Origin of the sequence: uncultured Pontibacter sp., from assembly GCF_947502515.1 — a bacterium.
Lineage (GTDB): Bacteria > Bacteroidota > Bacteroidia > Cytophagales > Hymenobacteraceae > Pontibacter.
The window spans coordinates 615,894-633,855 of the sequence record NZ_CANNAI010000002.1 but is presented as its reverse complement, the minus strand read 5'-3'; the positions used below and the strand labels follow the sequence as shown (position 1 = coordinate 633,855).

Genomic DNA, 17,962 nt, shown 5'->3' with positions numbered 1-17,962 from the left:
TTTATTCACAAAAGTGTAAGCTGAACAGTTCGAAATAGCGATGTTCGAAGAGGTCATCGAACTTGTAGCTGTAGCCCACATCAGCAGGGCGTTTGCCGAAGCGTACCTGCCGGATGTATTTTTTGAGCATATTGAAGAGGCTGGAATCCGGCGTGATATCGCCCCAGGCGGTGATCGTCTCCTGCTCGGGATTCATTTTCTGCTCCTGCATCACAAAGATGACGAAATAAATGAAGTCTTCCGGGCTCAGGTAATGGAATACGTTACAGAACTGCAGCCCGTTTTCATCCACTACCAGCACGGTGACATAATTCCGCTCCACAAACAGGTGCATGATGCGGCCTGCATTACGGTCAGTCTGGTGCAGCACACTCTTGATCAGCGAGCTGGTCTGGTGGGTAAACTGTACGTTGCGCTCCGGGAAAATGCTTTGAGCCATTCGGTAAATCACTCCATCGATCGCAAAAATGTTAACTGCATCCAGTCCCAGGGTACGGTTGTAAAGAATGACATGCTGCTGAGGGTCAAGGTTGCTGTGCAGGCGCAGGTAGTCTTCCTGGTGAGCCGGGTCAAAAAGTGTTTCCGGTACCAGGGTGAAGAACTGATTGCTCACGCTGATGCGGACATCCAGCCAGCGCTGCTCCTGCAGGATGGGACTTTGGTCGGCGATCAAACGCAGCTGCTCTGCTATTTGAAGCGGCGTGAATACCGTTATGAGCTCATAATCTTCCAGCGCGACAAACTTGTTGCGCTCCACGTCAGCAACGGCCAGTCGCATGGCTCTGGAGCTGATGGCAATGTATAGGTTGCAATTGCCTGCCTGCGAAAGCTTAAAAGCCTCATCCTGTATCTGGTAGGACAGCCGAAAGTGCGTGTTGATGGTGTTCAAGGTATATGAGCTCCAGGTAATACTATATTGTGCTATGCAAGTATACTAAAAATATAGTAAAATGATCATGCCTGTACAAAGCGATGTGGCATCCCGAACAGATCATCCAGTGAAAACAGGTAATGCAGCACACGGTGTTTGTCTGCCAACGGAATCTGCCGGATCTCGGCCAGGCTTAGAAAAGCCACCTCTTCGATCAGCTGCTGTTCGGGGCTTGCTTCCGGATCTATACCTCTTACCAGTTCACCGCCTATCAGTTCCAACTCAAAGAACAGCTCAACAGCCTGGAGCGGCTCCTGGAGGAATTCATTCACGAAAAGGAAACGCTTTACTTTCGTCTGCAATCCTGTTTCCTCCAGCACTTCACGCACCAGACAGGCCTCTACAGTTTCGCCATATTGCAGTCCACCTCCAGGCGGAGCCCAGAAAGCTTCATTGTTGAGTGTTGACTGATGGCGCACGAGTAGAAGTTTGTCGTCTTGCAGGCAAATGCCGCACACGCGGAGCCTTACTTTGCCGGCATAAGCAGCGGCATTGGGGTTTAGTGTGTTCATGTTTGCGATAGCGGGGTATAGGTGGTAAATTTACAAAATGATTCAGACCTATAACCCCGATTTTCGGGCAGATATAAAAGAAAAGCTGCAGCGCCAGGAGTTTATGAAGCTCATGGGCTTTGAAGTAACTAAAATAGAAGTAGGCAGGGTAGAAGGGGAACTTGTGCTGGAGCAGAAGCATAAGCAACACAAGGGCTTCGCGCATGGTGGCGTTATCGCGACGCTGGCTGACATTGTAGCAGGTTTTGCCGCCGTGAGTCTGGTGCCCAAGGGTCATCACGTGGTCACAGCCGAGATCAAAGTATCCTATTTCCATCCGGGTGTGGGAGACAAACTGATTGCCAAAGGCTTTGTGCTGAAGCAGGGGCGTAAGCTAAATTTCTGTGAGGCGGAAGTATATGTTGTGAAAGGTGCGCAGGAGCCCCTACTGATCGCCAAAGCAAGTGCTTCCATGGCGAACATTGCACCAGAAGAGTTGAGGAGTTAAATGATGCGTCCAGTAGAGGCACTTAGAACAAGTTTCCCGTTTGAGCCTACCCAGGACCAGGCGCGGCTCTTCGCCAAGCTTGATGAATTTATAATGGACTCCGACTCCGAGAAATCGGTGTTTTTGCTCAAAGGCTATGCCGGTACGGGTAAGACTACGGTCGTAACGTCGCTGGTGAAGATACTCCGCACCTTTGGGTACAAGTATGTGCTGCTGGCTCCAACCGGTCGTGCTGCCAAGGTGATGGCTTCTTACAGTGGCCGCAAGGCTTTTACCATCCATAAAAAGATCTACCGGCAGACAGCAAATCCATACTCCGAGGGATTGTCTTTTACCCGCATGCCAAACAAATCGGACAAGACCTTCTATATCGTGGACGAGTCTTCGATGATCTCGGATGACAGCGGCTTTGGGCAGAACGGCCTGCTGCAGGATTTGCTCGGTTATGTTTTTGAGAACAAGAACAACAAACTGCTGCTGATCGGCGATACAGCCCAGTTGCCTCCGGTGAACCAAACGCTGAGCCCGGCCCTTAATGCGGATTACCTGAAGCATAACTTCCGCTGCAAGGTGCACGAACTGGAGCTGCGCCAGGTAATGCGACAGGCCGAAGCCTCCGGTATACTCATGAATGCCACGCAGCTGCGCAACCAGCTGCAGGGTGACAAGCCCGACATCAAACTGCACACCAAAGGCTGGCGCGATATCTATCGCATGACAGGCGAGAAGCTGGAAGACGGTCTGCGCTATGCTTATGATAAATTTGGCATCGAGAACTCCATCGTGATCTGCCGTTCCAACAAATCAGCTAACCTTTACAACCAGCATATCCGTCGCCAGATCTTTTTCTCTGAAGATGAGATAGGGGTAGGGGATTTTCTGATGATCGTGCGTAACAACTACTTCTGGTTGCCAAAGGAATCTAATATCGGCTTTATGGCCAATGGCGACTTTGTGGAAATCACGAAGATCATCCGCTACGAGGACATGTATGACCTTCGGTTTGCGGATGTGCGTGTGCGCTTTGTCGATTATCCGGAGGAAGAAGAGTTGGAGGTGAAGATCATGCTTGATACGCTGTACACTGATGCGCCGGCCCTGCCCGCCGACCAGAACAAAAAGCTCTACGATGCGGTGCTGCAGGACTACCTGGACATCAAAAACAAACGGGATCGGGCAAAAGAAATGAAGCAAAATCCTTACCTGAATGCGTTGCAGGTCAAATTTGCCTATGCCCTGACCTGCCACAAGGCGCAGGGTGGTCAGTGGAAGGCGGTGTTCGTAGACCAAGGCTTTTTGAAGGACGAGATGGTGAACGAGGAGTTTGCCCGCTGGCTCTATACAGCCCTTACCCGTTCGTCAGAAGAGCTGTACCTGCTGAACTTTAGTAAGCAACTATTGGTTGACTGATATATTTGGAAGGTTTACCAAAACGTTAGAACTTAACAACGGACGAATCGTAACAGCATTAGCTAAACCCTTTATACGTATGAAAAAATTAATCCTTTCTTTTGCAATGGCCGCACTGGTAGCCGGTGGTGCCGTAGCGCAGCAAGGTCCTGCCAAACAAACGGCAGCTCCGCAAGCGCAAGCTAAATCAGGTCCTGCCATCACGTTTGAGGCAACTGAGCACAACTTCGGTGATATCGCGCAAGGAGATGTGGTGGAGCATACCTTTACCTTCACAAACACAGGTACACAGCCAGTAGTCATCGACCGTGTTGACGTAACCTGCGGTTGTACATCACCTGCCTGGACCAAAGAGGCTGTAATGCCGGGTAAGACTGGCTTTGTGAAAGCGAAGTATAACAGCGCTGGTCGCATGGGGCAGCAGAAGAAAGCCATTACGATCCATTCCAACACAGGGGAGCCAACCTATGTGTACATCGTAGCCAATATCAAGGAGAAGCCCGCCTCTGCCGCGAAAGCGCAATAAGCAGCTATACTCTTTTAAAACAGAAAGGCTCCCGGTTATTTGCCGGGAGCCTTTCTGTTTTTGTAAGTTCCTATACCTTAAAGCGTTTTGAGAACGGCATAGAACAAAGCAGCCCAACCTACAATAAGGGCCGTTCCACCGATTGGCGTGATGGCACCCAGCCAGGTAATACCTGTCATTGTTAGGGTATAGAGAGAGCCTGAGAAGATGATGATGCCGATCAAGAAGGCCCAGGCGGCAATCTGTAGCGCAGGGTGCTCTACTTTGAAAAGCAGCAGGCCGACCACCAGCAGGGCCAGGGTATGGTACATCTGGTATTTCACGGCCGTTTCAAAGGTCTCGACACGGTTGGTGGCACGCAGCATTGGAGCCAGGGCATGCGCTCCGAAGGCACCGATCATCACGCTAAGTGCGCCAAAGGCACTTGCTATTAAGAGTATGGCTTTTTGAGTCACAGTAGAAGAGAGTTTGGTTTAATCGGTTGCTAATTTCCGACATAAATCAACCAATTCATAATTCCCGGTACAGGTTTGGGTAATCGGATATCAATCCGTCCACGCCCATTTCTTTTAACCGCTGCATTTCCTTCAGCTCGTTAATGGTCCAGGGAACTACCTTCATACCTTTCGCATGACAATTCCTGATCAGACTTGGGGTTACCAGCTTGTAGTAGGGACTATAGATGTCAGGTATAAAACCCAGGGCATCCAGGTTCTTGTTCAGCCCTTTCAGATTTTCAACCAACAGTGAAGTTTTGATGTGCGGATAGCGCCGTTGCAGCACCTGCAGCGTACGCACATCAAACGACTGAATAATCACCCACTCGCTGATACCTTTTGCCTCTATCACACCCATCAGCAGTTCAACAAACTCCTCGGGAGCGGGATGCAGCTTACCGTCGCCGCGTGGCTTCGATTTGGTTTCGATGTTGTAGTACACCTGTGGCAGTTCTTTTTGCTGCAGGTAGGTCTGCACCGAGTCGATCAGGTCGGAGAGGAGCGGTTTGTAAGTCGGGAGCTTCTCCTGCTGTGGAAACTTGTCATAGAATTTAGAGCCCGCATCGAATGTTTTGATGGTATCATAGTCTAGCTGGTAGAGCACATACCTGTGCTTGTGCGCAGCCGGTATTTCGCTGCCGTCGGGTAGGAGGTCGTGTTCCGGGTTGATGTACGGGTCGTGGGATAGCACTACCTGCTTGTCTTTGGTGATGTGCACGTCCATCTCCAGGGTCGTGACGCCCAGGTCCAGCGCCATGATCATGGCCGGAATGGTGTTTTCAGGCACCAGGCCGCGTGCACCCCGGTGGCCTTCCAGGTCGAAGGCGGGGAGGTGCCGGGCTGTTGTGTCAGGTATAGCGCCGTGTTGTGCAGACATGGTGCATGAGCTTATCAGGTATAGGCAAGAGGCAACTAGTAGGTTTTTGAACATGCGGAATCCTTTTCAGCAAAAAAAGCGCATGGGTAGGTATGGCTATACCTCTTAGCCGTTAACAAATCGTTAATTCTTTTAGCTGCCTCCTGCCTGGTTCGGCTTAAGCCTATTCGTCTTCGCCTTCCAGCGCTTCAATCACCTGCTCTTCAAATTCGTCCTGGCTGTCGTACTGGGTGAACTCTATGGTTTTGCCTTTGTGCTTCAGCTCCTGTACCACGTCCAGCGCCACTACCAGCGGTTCCATTTCACGGCCTACCAGACTAGCATCCCAGTCCGGGCCGAGCAGCAATTGGTCGCCGTACATACCCACGCACCAGTTTTCCAGAAACTCTACCAGTGTAATAGACTCTGGCTTGTATTCTGACCAGTCGTCTTCGGCACAGGCTTTGGCGCCATCTGCATTGGACCAGAACAGGATCACCTCTGCATCTTCGTACTCAGCAGAACTGGAAGTAGCCCAGGTTTCGTCGTGTGTCAGGCCCCAAACGCTCTCTGTCTCAACGATGCGCTGGATGAATTTTCTGTAATTGGCTTCCATGTTTTCGTTGGTATTCTCTTGCATGGTGATGGTTGGTTTAGCGTGAAAAGATCGTCTAAGGTATGATTATTTGTTGTAATTGCGCGCTCCGAATATGCCGCTGCCGACACGTATGAAGGTACTGCCCTCAGCTAAAGCAAGTTCCCAGTCTGAGGTCATGCCCATCGAGATTTCTTTGAAGTCGTCGTTGGCGATAAAAAACGTTTCTTTCAGTTTCTCAAAGTAGCCACGCAGCGTTCGGAATTCGCCCCTGAGTTTATCCTGGTCATCTGTATTGGTGGCGATGCCCATTACTCCAGTGATACGTATAAAGTGCATGTTGCGGTATTCTTCGCTTTGCAGCAATGCTACTGCCTCATCATAGCGCATGCCATACTTGGTTTCTTCATCGGCGATGTCGAACTGCAGCATACAGTTGACAGGCAGCGTACGGTTGAACTGCTCCGCTCTTTTATTGATTTCTATCAGCAGTTTGAGGCTGTCCACCGACTGGATGGTGTCGATGAACTGAGCGATCTGCTTTACTTTATTTGTCTGCAAGTGCCCAATGAGGTGCCAGGCGATGTCGTGCGGCAACTCGTCCCGTTTCTCCAGCAACTCCTGGACTTTGTTTTCGCCAAAAATGCGGTGGCCTGCGTTGTAAGCTTCCATGATCATTTCGGGCGGATGTGTCTTAGATACAGCTACCAGGCGACAGGGCGTGTCACGAAGTTTCTCGTCAAAAAAGCGGATATTATCAGCAATTGCAGACATAGTTTTATGTGGTGTGTTCAATGTTTGTATAGTACCTGTATAGTTTTGGTATAGCTGTTGGTCACGTGCTATACCTGAGAACTTAAGCTGATCAAAAGGTCTGGCAACAAGGTGGATCAATTCTGTACTCCTGTATTTTCCAACTTTCCATACCTTCTCTAAACTGTCCTAGTCTTCCAGTACATTGGTCATAAAGGTATTCTTAAGCGCCATCCAGCCAACTAGCAGTAACAGAGCCCATTTCAGGTATACCTGGTAATAGTCGTAAGTGTCTCGGAAGCGTTTCTCCCGTACCTCCGTTTTCTCGTACTGGTTGATGTTTTGGAATACTTCCTGCAATCCGTCACGGGAGTCAGCTCTGAAAAAACGGCCTTCTCCGGTTTCCGATATTTCACGCAGGCTTTTTTCGTCTAACTGCGTTTCTACTAACAAGGTTTTGCCATTGGCGTCAACGTCGTAGGGCACGAGGCCGTCTTTTCCTATTCCTATGGTGTATACCTTGATTTGGTGCGCATAGGCCAGACGAGCAGCCATGGTGGGGTCGAGACTGCCTGCTGTGTTTTCTCCATCACTGATCAGTATTGCAACTTTACTCTTCGCGTTAGAGTCGCGCATACGGTTGATGGCCACTGCCAGGGCACTGCCGATGGCCGTACCATCATTCGGGATCATGCCATTTTCGATGGAGCGGATGCTTTCGCGCAGCAGTTCGTAGTCAGTAGTAAGAGGAGCCAGGGAGTAAGCGTCGCCGGCAAACACCACCACCCCGATACGGTCAGCTACGCGACCGTCAATGAAGTTAATAGCAACATCTTTGGCCGCTTCGAGACGGCTCGGCTTGATGTCCTGTAGTTCCATGGATCCTGATACGTCCAGCACCAGCACGATGTCTATGCCTTCAGCAGTTTGCTCAACTTGCTCATTTATACGCTGAGGTCGGGCCAGGGCCAGTAGCACCAGCATCACAAACAGCATGTAAACCACATCAGGTACAAAGCGCAGCAGACTGGACCACTGCCAGCGCACGGTGCCTTCAAACATCGCCATATCGAGCTTGCTGCGTGATTTTAAACGAAGCAGCCCCTTGATCAGGAAAAGGAGAGGCACTACTGGCAGGGCATACAGCACCAGTGGGTATACCCAGTCAAAAGAGCGCAAAGTGCTCAGGCTAAACCATTCCAGGCTGAGCCAGTCCAGCATGTTATCGTTTAGTCCTAGCATTTCCGGTTATTTCGCGGTGAGTTTTATATCTGCTTCTGGCAAAGCGGCGCAGCATGCCCAACGCCTGGATTGTTTCCTGATCGGGTTCGGCCGTTACGTTGCCGTATATGGCTTTGTCGCACAGACGAAGCGCCACGTTCACTTGCTCGTCGTCATTGTAATACTCCACAATTTCTTTTGTCGTGAACGAATTGATGGCGCTTCGCTCCAGTTTGGTGAGGTAGTTTTTCCAAAGGGCCACCGCTTTCTCCATACTCGATGGAACGCCCGTCTTCACGAAACGATCGACATGGGAGTTATACCTGGAGTTGAAGTACAAGTGGTCTTTGCGTAGTCGGTAGAGCTGGTATTTTGTCTTGATCGTTTGCCCGAACACGAGCCATACCAGTGTAATGAATGCTGCGATGGTGACGATCCAGAGCAGCAGCACAGGCCAGTCGAAACGTTCCTCCACCGGCGACAGGGTGGTTTGGGTGCGCAGTTGCAGTGGCGTGGAAACCTCCTGCACCAACTGCCGCAATACCACCGACTGTTTCGGCGATACCACCTGCAGGGTGTCTGTGCCCCGTAGTACAATGGCAGGTAATTCCAGCGACTGAACAGGCGAGGTATCAAAGGTGCGTAAGGTATACACGGTACTGTCCGTGCTGATGCCTGCGCGTGTAGCGGTAGGGTAAAACTCCTGCCGCACCAACTCGAAGGGAGCGAAATTATAGCTGGAGTCTGGCAGGATGACTTCCTGCACTGCCGGGTGCCGGTGCACCAATGTATAGCGCACAAGCTCTCCGATATGCACCGAGTCCTTGCTGAAGCTGCCAGCCGGTGGCAGTAACTGCTGCGCCTGCGCACTCAGCGTAAAGAAACAAAAAAGTATAAGCAGGGAGTTACGCACTTTTCTTGGATGTTCGGTTACGAAGGCGAAACAGGTTTACCAGCTGCATCACATAGTCTTCATTGGCCTGTATGGCCAGGTAGTTGGCCTGGTATTTCTGGCAAATCCGGATTACCCTGTCCTGATTCTGTTTGTACTGGGCAAAATAATGTTCTTTGAATTCCGCTCCTGAGGTATTGAGCCAGATTGTCTTACCCGTCTCCTTATCAACCACCGGCACGATGCCCAGGCTTGGCATATTGCGCTCACGCAGATCGAGCAGCTGAATCACGATCAGGTCATGCCGCTTAGCCAGCATGGCCAGTTCCTTCTCATAGTTTACATCAATGAAATCGGAGATAAGCAGGATGATGCTGCGGCGCTTTACAATATCGAGTGTAAGCTTGATGCCGGCAGCCAGATTGGTTTTTACTGATTTGGGATTCAGTTCGTGAAGTGCCTTGATCAAGGTATATGCCTGTTCTATACCTTTGGCGGGCTTGATGTATTTCTCTTTCTGATCACTGAAGCAGATAATGCCGATCTGGCTTTGCTGACGGGCGGCTGCAAGGGCAAGTACCCCGCATATCTCTTTGCCAACGTCCAGCTTGTGCTGTCGCCCTGTACCCACCGTCTGGGAGGCGCTTACGTCCAGCATCAGAAACACCGACTGCTCTTTTTCCTCCCGGTAGGTTTTCACAAAGGTGCCATGCCCCTTGGCCGATACGTGCCAGTCGATCGAGCGCACGTCGTCGCCGTACTGGTAAGCGCGCACGTCATCAAACTCCAGGCCTGTTCCTTTAAAAACAGAATGGAAGTCACCCTGCATCTGGGTGTTGATGGCTTTACGTATGCGTATCTCGTACTTGCGCAGCTTTTGAACAAGTTCCTTCATAAGGGTAGGGGCTTTGCCTCAGATTTTAAAATTAGGACATATTCCCGTAATATTACATTCGTGAAACGAATTTTATACCTACTTTCCTTTGTCGTGCTGACTGGCTGTGGCCAGAGCAGCGAAAAGCGGCCTGCTGACCTGCTGCCTGAGCAGAAGATGGTGCAGATCCTGGCTGATGTGCATATTGCCGAAGCCCGCATCGAAAATCATGTTCTGTACCCGGACACCGCCCTGATGGTCTTTAATAAAGAACAAAAGCAGATTCTGGCGCAGCATGGTGTAGAAGAAGAAGACTTCAGGAAAACCTATCGCTACTATCTGAGCAACCTTGGGCAGATGGACCGCCTCTACGAAATCATCCTGGATACCCTGAGCGTGCGCGAAGCAAAACTTCGTTCCATCGATACAACTGGAGCTGTGCCTGGTCGCAGGCCCAGACTGGAGGGCATGCAGGAGGCCTATTAATTTACATCAGTTTGCTTCCGTTTGGTACGGGGCCAGCCGGTTGCGCCAGCACTATATCCCCGTGCTCGTCCGCAAAGCCGGTCACCAATACCTCTGACATGTATTTCCCGATCTGCTTGTTTCCCAGGTTGGCGACACACAGTACCTGCTTCCCAGGCAGGTCATCTAAGGTATAGTGCTTTGTGATCTGGGCACTCGATCTTTTCATACCCAACGGACCCAGGTCGATCAGGAGCTTATAAGCAGGTTTACGTGCTTCCGGATACTCTGTGGCCTCTATTATGGTGCCTACCCGGATATCTGTTTGTTCAAAATGCTGCCACGAAATGGTCGGCATGGCGTGTGCGGGTGTGTGCATGGTATTGTCTATTTTTCTCAGCCAAGTTACAGATTTTGCTTTAAAAATTAGCCTGTTGCGGGTTGGTGCTGTGCGCCACGGTAACATTAGGCCTATACCCGCGTATCCTATGCAACTGGCTTTCTTACTGTTAAAAGAGCTAAAAGTATAAGTCAGACGAAGCTATTGCAAAACCTTAAAACTATGAAAAGAGAATCCGGAGCTAGTTTTCCCGTGTGGGTAGAGAATATATCGATGCCTGTTACCAACCCCTTAGTCGACAACATAAAATGTGATGTGTGTGTTGTCGGCGCAGGTATAGCAGGTCTTACAACGGCCTACCTGCTGGCCAAAGAAGGCCGTGACGTGGTATTGCTCGAGGCCAAGGAGATAGGCGGTGGAGAAACCAGCCGCACGACGGCTCACCTTTCCAATGCCCTGGATGAGCGATTCGACGAACTTATCCGTCTTTTTGGAGAAGATGGAGCCCGCCTGGCCGCCCAAAGCCACGGGAAAGCGATTGATAAGATTGAAGAAATCATCAAAGATGAAAAAATAGACTGTGATTTTGCAAGGGTAGACGGCTACCTCTTTGCCACCGACAACCAGCAGCAGGAAGACCTGATGCGGGAACTGGAGGCGGTCCAGAAAATAGGCTGGCTGGATGTTGTACTGCGAAAGCACAGTCCGCTGAACACCCTCACCGAATTCCCTTGTCTGCAATACCCGAATCAGGCGCACTTTCATGTGCTGAAATACCTGTCTGCCCTGGCAAATGCCTTTATCAATGCGGGCGGCCGCATCTTTACCAAAACCAAGGTGGAACGATTCGATACTGGTCCGGTTGTATCCGTAGTATCCCATGACGGACATGCTGTTGCAGCAAACCACCTCGTCGTGGCTACTAACACACCGATCAATGACATGGTGACGATGCACACGAAACAGGCGCCCTACCGTACCTACGCCATTGGTCTGGCAGTGCGTCAGGGGGAGGTGCCTGATGCATTGTACTGGGACATGGAAAATCCGTATCACTATGTCCGGTTGCTTAGAGGCAAGGCTGGTGGAGAGGATGGAGAGGGACTGGATCTGCTGATCGTAGGAGGCGAAGATCATAAAACCGGGCAGGCCGATCACCTGAGTCAGCGATTTGACTCACTGGAGCGCTGGACCCGTAAGCATTTTCCGATGGCTAAAGACGTAATGTACCGCTGGTCTGGTCAGGTGTTTGAGCCAGTGGATGGCCTTGCTTTCATTGGCCGCAATCCGGGAGACAGTGATAATGTGTACATCGCCACCGGTGACTCGGGCCATGGCATGACCCACGGTACGATAGCCGGTATGCTAATCACAGACCTGATACAGGGCAGGCCGAACCCATGGGAGAAGCTGTACGACCCGAGCCGCAAGAGCACCAAGTCTGTAGGGGAGTTTTTGAAGGAAAACATTAACGTAGCCGCGCAGTTCAAAGACTATGTGACGCCAGGAGAAGTAGAGGACCCCATGGAAGTACTGCCAGGAACTGGCCGAATTATGCGTAAAGGAATGGCTAAAGTGGCGGTCTACTGCGATCAGGACGGGGTGCGGCACCAATGCTCGGCAGTATGCACCCATTTGGGTTGCGTCGTACACTGGAACGAAGTTGAAAGCTCCTGGGACTGCCCATGCCACGGCTCCCGTTTCGATCCTTTTGGGAGAGTTATTACCGGACCAGCCAGCAAGGACCTGGGCCCGGCATCCTAAGGAACTGTAACCGGAAACAGAAAGCCCTGCTTTACGATTGCGTAAAGCAGGGCTATTTTTGAATCATGTTTTATTTCCAGGCGTCTAATTCCTGCAGGCGATGCGAGATCCGCTCCGACCAATCCTGCTGTACCTGTGCATCCAGACCATGGCGTGACAGCTTGTCGAACTGATCCTGCTCTGCTTTCCAAGCCTTGAATGCGTTGCCAACGGTTGTGTTCAGGTTTGTCTTCAGGTTACCGCAGGAGATTCCCAGTTCCTTCAGTTCCTTTCGCAGCATGCGGGCATGTACTTCCGTCAGATCGAAATGCAGTTGCTCATGGGCCAGCAGCTTCTCAGACTGCTTGTTCTTGGACCAGGACTCTCTGGGAAGGAACACGCACTTCACCTCGTAATAAAACTTATTGTCTTTACAACGGGCGTCCACGGCCAGGTTGGCAGCCGTCAGGGCATGGTGTGGGTTGTTCGACTCAGGCGTCCCCCTGAAATCTTCCCAGTTTAGCTTCCGGGTTGCAGACCAAGCCAACTGTTCATTGTTAGAAACATTGAGGCTAGCTGGGTTCGGAACATAAATAACAGAGGCCGGCGAACCGGCTGGGGTTGGATAGGGCATAAGCAGACCTACCAACAGGCTAAGGAGTAGAGTGATAATAAACATCGGCTAAAAGTTTAAAAAGTCTCTATCGGGGCAACACTGGCCCCTTTAAATAGGTGCCACTATTGCATTATTTTATTTACTAAGCCTACTGCTTAGCATTTTAAAGCGCCAGAATAGTAATATAGCAGCAACTGATAAGCCAACTAACAGACCAGTCCAGACACCGTTCACACCGAAATCAAGTTTAAAGCAAAGCACATAACCAACCGGCAGACCAATTACCCAATAAGCAATCAGGGAGATCAGGCTAGGTATCCGCACATCTTCCAAACCACGCAGAGCACCAAGTCCCACTACCTGCACACCGTCCGAGATCTGGAAAAGTGCAGCAATAATCAGCAGGGTAGCGGCTATCTCGATCACTACCGGGTCGTCTATGTACAGGGAAGGTATGAAATTTTTGCCAGCAATCATAAGAAGACCGCTGCCCATCATGAACAGGGTACCCATGACAAAGCTACTGATACCGGCCACCTGCATGGACCTGTAGTTTCGGAGTCCTTTCTGGTTGCCTACCCGTATGGTCGCCGCCGCCGCGATGCCGCTGGCCATCATATAAGTAACGGAAGCCACATTGATGGCAATCTGATGTGCGGCCAGTTCACGTGCACCCAGCCAGCCGATCATAATAGCCGAGAAACTGAAAGCACCCATTTCAAACACCATTTGGCCTGAGATGGGAAGTCCCAGACGGAAAATGTGGTACATGTGCACGAGAGATAGGTGCCGGAAGGTAAGGAAGCGGTGGAATGCAGCAAACCGTTTGGCATAGAGGACATAGCCTCCCATCATCATGGCCATGATGATGCGCGAGATCAGGGTTGCCCAGCCTGCGCCTACCAGTCCCATTGGCTCAAAACCCAGTTTGCCAAATATCAGAATATAGTTGAGCACCACGTTGAGAGCATTAGCCAGGATGGAGATGTACATGGCCTGCTTGGTGAGCGAGAGCCCTTCCGCAAACTGGCGGAAAGCCTGAAACACCATTAGCGGTACCATGGACAGGAACAGGATATTGATGTAAGGTATAGCCTGTCGGACTACTTCATCTGGTTGCTGGAGCAGGGTGATGTAAGGAGAAAGAAGGTAACCGGCTATAAAAAGAACGACCCCCAGCAACAGGTTGGAAAATAAGCCATTGAGCAGAAGCAGGGAAATGCGGGTATAATTTCGCCGGCCGTCCGCTGCAGCAATCAGTGGTGTGATACTATAGGAAACTCCCAGACCGAAGACCAGTGTAATCGTAAAAATACTGTTGCCCAGTGAGGCAGCCGCCAGGGGGATCGTACCGATCTGCCCCACCATCAGGCTGTCGAACACACTCACCATAATGTGTCCCAGCTGACTTAGCACGACAGGGTATGCCAGCAGGAAATTTTTACGGAAGTGCTCTTTGTATTCTTCGGATCTCATAGGGGCTTCTGGAAAAGGACTGCAAAATTAGCTTTTTTTCCCTTGCCCTGCACCTTATGATTTAATAGTGCTTTATGTTGATATGGTCAGCTGGCTTTTTTGAGGTTGCGCAGTTTCGTCAGGATTGCCTTAGCCGGTATTGGAAGCAGCACAAGCGCAGCTGTCAGGATGATCTTTTTTGTATTCATGGGAGTGGTGAAATGGGTATCGCAAAGAGATTAAACAGCTCTAAAAAGCATATCTGCAAAGCCGCCTTCTTCATCCAGGTAGGAGGTAACGAATTCGAATCCGGCCAGGCGACCCATTTCAGTGGCTTGCGGCAGTGTATACTTATGTGAGCTTTCCGTATGGATCGCCTCCCAGGCAGTAAAGGTATAACGCTCCTGGGTAGCTTCCAGGTATACCTCTTGGTCAACTTGGCTTACCAGAAAACTTTTCATTACCCCCAGCTCCGGATCATACAACGCATAGTGTATGAAGCCATTCAGGTCAAAATTACCTCCTAATTCTCTGTTGATGCGCTCCAGCAGGTTCATATTAAAGGCAGCAGTTATACCGCTGGCATCGTTGTAGGCTGCCAGAATAATCCCTGGATCTTTGCGTAGATCCACGCCGAGCATAAAAAGATCCCCTGGCTGCAGGTGCTGCCTGATCTGGCAGATAAAGTCCTGCCCGTCTTCACGCTCAAAGTTGCCGATGTTGGAGCCCAGGAAGAGGACGACCTTTCGTTCGTTCAAGTGTTGCTCGAGCCACTTCAGGCCTGTGATGTACTCTGCCACTACTGCACGCACGTGCATTTCCGGATGCTCCTGCTGCAGGTCCTTACCCAGTTCCTGCATCGCGGACCCCGATATATCCATGGGCACATAATCAAAGGTCTTATCCTGCTTTACCAGTTCCTGCAACAGCAGCTTGGTTTTCATGGCATCTCCTGCACCCAAGTCTACCAGGTGAAAGAAGCCATCAGCGGCAAAAGCACTGACCATGCACGACCGGTGCCGCTGCATCAGACTGTACTCGGCCCGTGTCAGGTAGTACTCGGGCAGGGCCATGATCTGCTGAAACAGCCTGCTTCCCTTGGCATCATAAAAGTAGCGGGAAGATAACTGCTTTGGGCTCTGCCCTAAGCCTTCGGCTACATCTTTGGCAAACTCAGCTCTGTCCTGGCTGCCGTCTGTCTTTCTGGAGAGGTCAATCAGCGTATTAGGGGTTGTTTGTAAAAGCATAGTTTTATTGTGCCAGCCTTATTCCGGAGAACTGCCAGCGTTTGTCAGGGTGAAAGAAATTACGGTAAGTGGTTCTGATATGGCGTTCAGGCGTCGCGCAGGAACCACCCCGCAACACCATCTGGTTGACCATAAACTTCCCATTGTACTCACCCAGTGCACCGGGCGCCGTCGAGAATCCAGGGTAGGGGTGATAGGCACTGTAGGTCCATTCCCAAGCATCCCCATAAAGCTGCTGCATACCTGTGCCTGAGGTAGCCGCCTTGGGTTCAAACATCCCCGATTCCTGGAAATTGCCCGCAACCGGTGGGTATACCTGCGAAGCCGCCTCCCATTCAAATTCAGTCAGAAGTCGTTTGCCGGCCCAGGTGGCATAGGCCTGCGCTTCATAAAAACTGATGTGGCTGACAGGTTTGTGCAAATCTAGCTTCTCCAGCCCATGCATGGTAAACTGATACCAGTCCCCGTCCTGCTCCAGCCAGTATAAGGGGGCCTTGAGCTTATTACTCCGCACCATGGCCAGTCCCTCGTCCAGCCAGAAACGGAAATCGCTATACCCGCCATCCTGCATAAACTCCAGGTATTCGGCATTGGTCACCAGTCGATTCATGATCTGAAAATCCGTGAGCAGCACCTCGTGCACACCTAGCTCGTTGTCGAAACTGAAGCCCTCTCCCTGAAAACCGATGCGATAGATGCCGCCGGGCACTTCCAGAAATGTTGCCTCTCCCGGATTGGTTGCCTGAGGAACTGACCCTGCTGCGTGGTAAGCCGGTAAAAGCGGGTTGGTGCTAAGAATGTACTTGATATCGGTGATGAGGAGTTCCTGGTGCTGCTGTTCGTGTTGCAGGCCCAGTTCCAGTACAGGCAGCAAATTTTCCAGCTTTTCGTCGCTCAGTGTGTTCAGTAGCTCACCCATGTGTTCATTCACATGGCGCCGGTAAGCATACACATCCCTGAGGGGAGGTCGGGTAAGTGTGCTTCGCTCTGCCCGCTGCACCCGGTTGCCTACCGTATTATAGTAGGAGTTGAATAAAAAGGCATAGTCCGGATGAAACACCTTGTAGTTTTTGAGGTATGGCCCTAACACAAACTGCTCAAAAAACCAGGTAGAATGGGCCATGTGCCATTTTGGGGGACTCACATCCACCATCGGTTGCACCACGGTATCTTCTGGTTCGAGGGGAGCGCAAATTTGTTCAGTCTGAGTCCGGATCTGGTTAAACCGCTCGAGCGTGGTCTGGTTGATAGAAGCAGTCAATATGTTCATAGGCATCTGGGGTAAGCGGGAGATACAGAAGCAGGATAATGCAGCGGAGAGAATGCATTAAAGTGCTTCTAACTGTCGTATTAACTCATTTTCTACGTACTTTGTTTTCGATAAGCCGATATTGGCAAGACTAATCTGATGCTATTATGCCTTTATTCCTGAGAGTCACGCCTCATCAACTTCAGTTTAAATTTGATGCACGCACCTCACGTGGCGCTATGCGAACGCATCAGGTATACTACCTGCACCTGCACGATTCAGAAAGGCCTGGCATAACAGGAGTGGGTGAATGTGCGCCACTCCCGGGTTTGAGCATTGATGCACGTCCTGACCTGGAGTCAAAACTCAACCAGTTGGCAGAGCAAGTCGGTCAGCAGCAACTGAAAGCAGATGATTGGCAGGGATTTTTAAAATCTGATGACCTCCTTGAATGGCCAGCTATACGGTTTGCATTGGAAACAGCCTGGCTGGACCTACTACGTGGGGGAAGAAAGATTCTATATGAAAACAGCTTCAGCCAAGGCACCACAGGTATACCGATCAATGGTTTGGTCTGGATGGGGGAGAAGGATTTCATGCAGCAGCAGATTAGCAAGAAACTGAAAGAAGGCTATACCTGCCTGAAACTGAAAATCGGCAGTCTGGATTTTGCCACCGAGCTTGAAATACTGCATCAGATACGTGAGGTGGCCGTGCCAGAAGATCTGACGATTAGAGTAGACGCAAACGGTGCTTTTGCCCCGGATGAAGCTTTCCGGAAACTGGAGCGCCTTGCCAGGTATAGCCTGCATTCTATCGAACAACCCATCCGGCAGGGGCAACTTGAACAGATGCAGCAACTCTGTGCCTATACGCCTATACCCATCGCCCTCGACGAAGAACTGATCGGGGTGCAGGATGCCACTAAACAGGCTGAATTATTAGACTTTGTAAAGCCGCAATACATCATCCTAAAACCAACCCTAGTAGGTGGATTGCAAGCGAGTGCTGGCTGGATCGATATGGCAGCACAGCGCAGCATTGGCTGGTGGATGACTTCAGCACTGGAATCAAACATCGGGCTCAACGCGATCAGCCAGTTCACAGCTAATTATGCCATCAATATGCCGCAGGGGCTGGGCACTGGCCAGCTATACCACAACAATGTAGCTTCTCCACTTCAGATAGACAAAGGCTGGCTCTGGTATGGCGATAGCGCCTGGGGCGAACTGCCGCAATAGGTCGTCTATACCTTAGTAACAGATATAAACAGAAGCGGCCTGCAAATCTTGC

Annotated in this window: 20 protein-coding genes; 6 read left to right on the top strand and 14 right to left on the bottom strand. The window is 50.8% G+C overall.

Going from position 1 to position 17,962, the window contains the following annotated elements:
- Position 1 precedes the first annotated feature (1 nt).
- Entirely contained in the window at positions 2–889 is an 888-nt protein-coding gene (locus Q1A54_RS07475; RefSeq protein ID WP_299986359.1) for a DUF3822 family protein, read from the bottom strand.
- A gap of 65 nt (positions 890–954) precedes the next feature.
- On the bottom strand, positions 955–1,443 hold the full coding sequence (locus Q1A54_RS07470) for an NUDIX hydrolase (RefSeq protein ID WP_299986357.1): 489 nt from the start codon (positions 1,441–1,443) through the stop codon (positions 955–957).
- 37 nt (positions 1,444–1,480) lie between these two features.
- Between Q1A54_RS07470 and Q1A54_RS07465 the strand changes: the two genes are divergently transcribed.
- The 3 genes from Q1A54_RS07465 (at position 1,481) to Q1A54_RS07455 (ending at position 3,866) form a co-directional block, all read left to right on the top strand.
- The gene (locus Q1A54_RS07465) at positions 1,481–1,930 is read left to right on the top strand and encodes a PaaI family thioesterase (RefSeq protein WP_299986354.1); all 450 of its coding nucleotides are present in this window, start codon (positions 1,481–1,483) and stop codon (positions 1,928–1,930) included.
- Positions 1,931–3,340 carry an AAA family ATPase gene (locus tag Q1A54_RS07460; RefSeq protein WP_366915790.1) on the top strand — a complete coding sequence of 470 codons (1,410 nt, stop codon included), beginning with the start codon at positions 1,931–1,933 and terminating at the stop codon, positions 3,338–3,340.
- Positions 3,341–3,419: 79 nt separating this feature from the next.
- Positions 3,420–3,866: a DUF1573 domain-containing protein gene (locus Q1A54_RS07455; protein WP_299986352.1), complete on the top strand. Its 447-nt coding sequence runs from the start codon at positions 3,420–3,422 to the stop codon at positions 3,864–3,866.
- Positions 3,867–3,943: 77 nt separating this feature from the next.
- On the opposite strand, the gene Q1A54_RS07450 is transcribed toward Q1A54_RS07455, so the two are convergent.
- The 7 genes from Q1A54_RS07450 to Q1A54_RS07420 form a co-directional block, all read right to left on the bottom strand.
- Positions 3,944–4,267 carry a DUF423 domain-containing protein gene (locus Q1A54_RS07450; protein WP_299986917.1) on the bottom strand — a complete coding sequence of 108 codons (324 nt, stop codon included), beginning with the start codon at positions 4,265–4,267 and terminating at the stop codon, positions 3,944–3,946.
- Positions 4,268–4,376: 109 nt separating this feature from the next.
- A complete protein-coding gene (locus tag Q1A54_RS07445; RefSeq protein ID WP_299986350.1) occupies positions 4,377–5,240 on the bottom strand; it encodes a glycerophosphodiester phosphodiesterase in 864 nt (287 codons plus the stop codon).
- Between the two features lie 163 nt (positions 5,241–5,403).
- On the bottom strand, positions 5,404–5,859 hold the full coding sequence (locus Q1A54_RS07440; RefSeq protein WP_299986348.1) for a DUF2750 domain-containing protein: 456 nt from the start codon (positions 5,857–5,859) through the stop codon (positions 5,404–5,406).
- Between the two features lie 42 nt (positions 5,860–5,901).
- Complete coding sequence (locus tag Q1A54_RS07435; RefSeq protein ID WP_299986346.1) at positions 5,902–6,588, bottom strand: YggS family pyridoxal phosphate-dependent enzyme; 687 nt, start codon at positions 6,586–6,588, stop codon at positions 5,902–5,904.
- Positions 6,589–6,756: 168 nt separating this feature from the next.
- Complete coding sequence (locus tag Q1A54_RS07430) at positions 6,757–7,809, bottom strand: VWA domain-containing protein (RefSeq protein WP_299986345.1); 1,053 nt, start codon at positions 7,807–7,809, stop codon at positions 6,757–6,759.
- Positions 7,790–8,701 (bottom strand): hypothetical protein, encoded by a 912-nt coding sequence (locus Q1A54_RS07425; RefSeq protein WP_299986343.1) that lies wholly within the window; start codon positions 8,699–8,701, stop codon positions 7,790–7,792. The genes Q1A54_RS07430 and Q1A54_RS07425 overlap by 20 nt, the downstream gene beginning before the upstream one ends.
- Positions 8,694–9,575: a DUF58 domain-containing protein gene (locus Q1A54_RS07420; RefSeq protein WP_196118053.1), complete on the bottom strand. Its 882-nt coding sequence runs from the start codon at positions 9,573–9,575 to the stop codon at positions 8,694–8,696. Before Q1A54_RS07420 ends, Q1A54_RS07425 begins: the two co-directional genes overlap by 8 nt.
- Positions 9,576–9,635: 60 nt before the next feature.
- Between Q1A54_RS07420 and Q1A54_RS07415 the strand changes: the two genes are divergently transcribed.
- A complete protein-coding gene (locus Q1A54_RS07415) occupies positions 9,636–10,040 on the top strand; it encodes a DUF4296 domain-containing protein (protein ID WP_299986338.1) in 405 nt (134 codons plus the stop codon).
- Between the two features lies 1 nt (position 10,041).
- Here the strand turns inward: Q1A54_RS07415 and Q1A54_RS07410 are convergent, their stop codons facing one another.
- Positions 10,042–10,398 (bottom strand): tRNA-binding protein, encoded by a 357-nt coding sequence (locus Q1A54_RS07410; RefSeq protein WP_299986336.1) that lies wholly within the window; start codon positions 10,396–10,398, stop codon positions 10,042–10,044.
- A gap of 183 nt (positions 10,399–10,581) precedes the next feature.
- Between Q1A54_RS07410 and Q1A54_RS07405 the strand changes: the two genes are divergently transcribed.
- Positions 10,582–12,123, top strand: a complete 1,542-nt coding sequence (locus Q1A54_RS07405) for an FAD-dependent oxidoreductase (RefSeq protein ID WP_299986334.1) — start codon at positions 10,582–10,584, stop codon at positions 12,121–12,123.
- A 70-nt stretch (positions 12,124–12,193) separates the two neighbouring features.
- Here the strand turns inward: Q1A54_RS07405 and Q1A54_RS07400 are convergent, their stop codons facing one another.
- The 4 genes from Q1A54_RS07400 to egtB all read right to left on the bottom strand — a co-directional run bounded on the left by Q1A54_RS07400 (position 12,194) and on the right by egtB (position 16,690).
- On the bottom strand, positions 12,194–12,781 hold the full coding sequence (locus tag Q1A54_RS07400) for a DUF922 domain-containing protein (protein ID WP_299986332.1): 588 nt from the start codon (positions 12,779–12,781) through the stop codon (positions 12,194–12,196).
- Positions 12,782–12,853: 72 nt separating this feature from the next.
- Positions 12,854–14,194, bottom strand: coding sequence for an MATE family efflux transporter (locus tag Q1A54_RS07395; RefSeq protein ID WP_299986330.1), 1,341 nt, complete (start codon positions 14,192–14,194; stop codon positions 12,854–12,856).
- A 218-nt stretch (positions 14,195–14,412) separates the two neighbouring features.
- Complete coding sequence (gene egtD / locus Q1A54_RS07390) at positions 14,413–15,420, bottom strand: L-histidine N(alpha)-methyltransferase (protein ID WP_299986328.1); 1,008 nt, start codon at positions 15,418–15,420, stop codon at positions 14,413–14,415.
- A 4-nt stretch (positions 15,421–15,424) separates the two neighbouring features.
- Entirely contained in the window at positions 15,425–16,690 is a 1,266-nt protein-coding gene (egtB, locus tag Q1A54_RS07385; protein WP_299986326.1) for an ergothioneine biosynthesis protein EgtB, read from the bottom strand.
- Positions 16,691–16,836: 146 nt separating this feature from the next.
- On the opposite strand from egtB, the gene Q1A54_RS07380 reads away from it, so the two are divergent.
- Positions 16,837–17,910 (top strand): o-succinylbenzoate synthase, encoded by a 1,074-nt coding sequence (locus Q1A54_RS07380; protein WP_299986324.1) that lies wholly within the window; start codon positions 16,837–16,839, stop codon positions 17,908–17,910.
- Positions 17,911–17,962 lie beyond the last annotated feature (52 nt).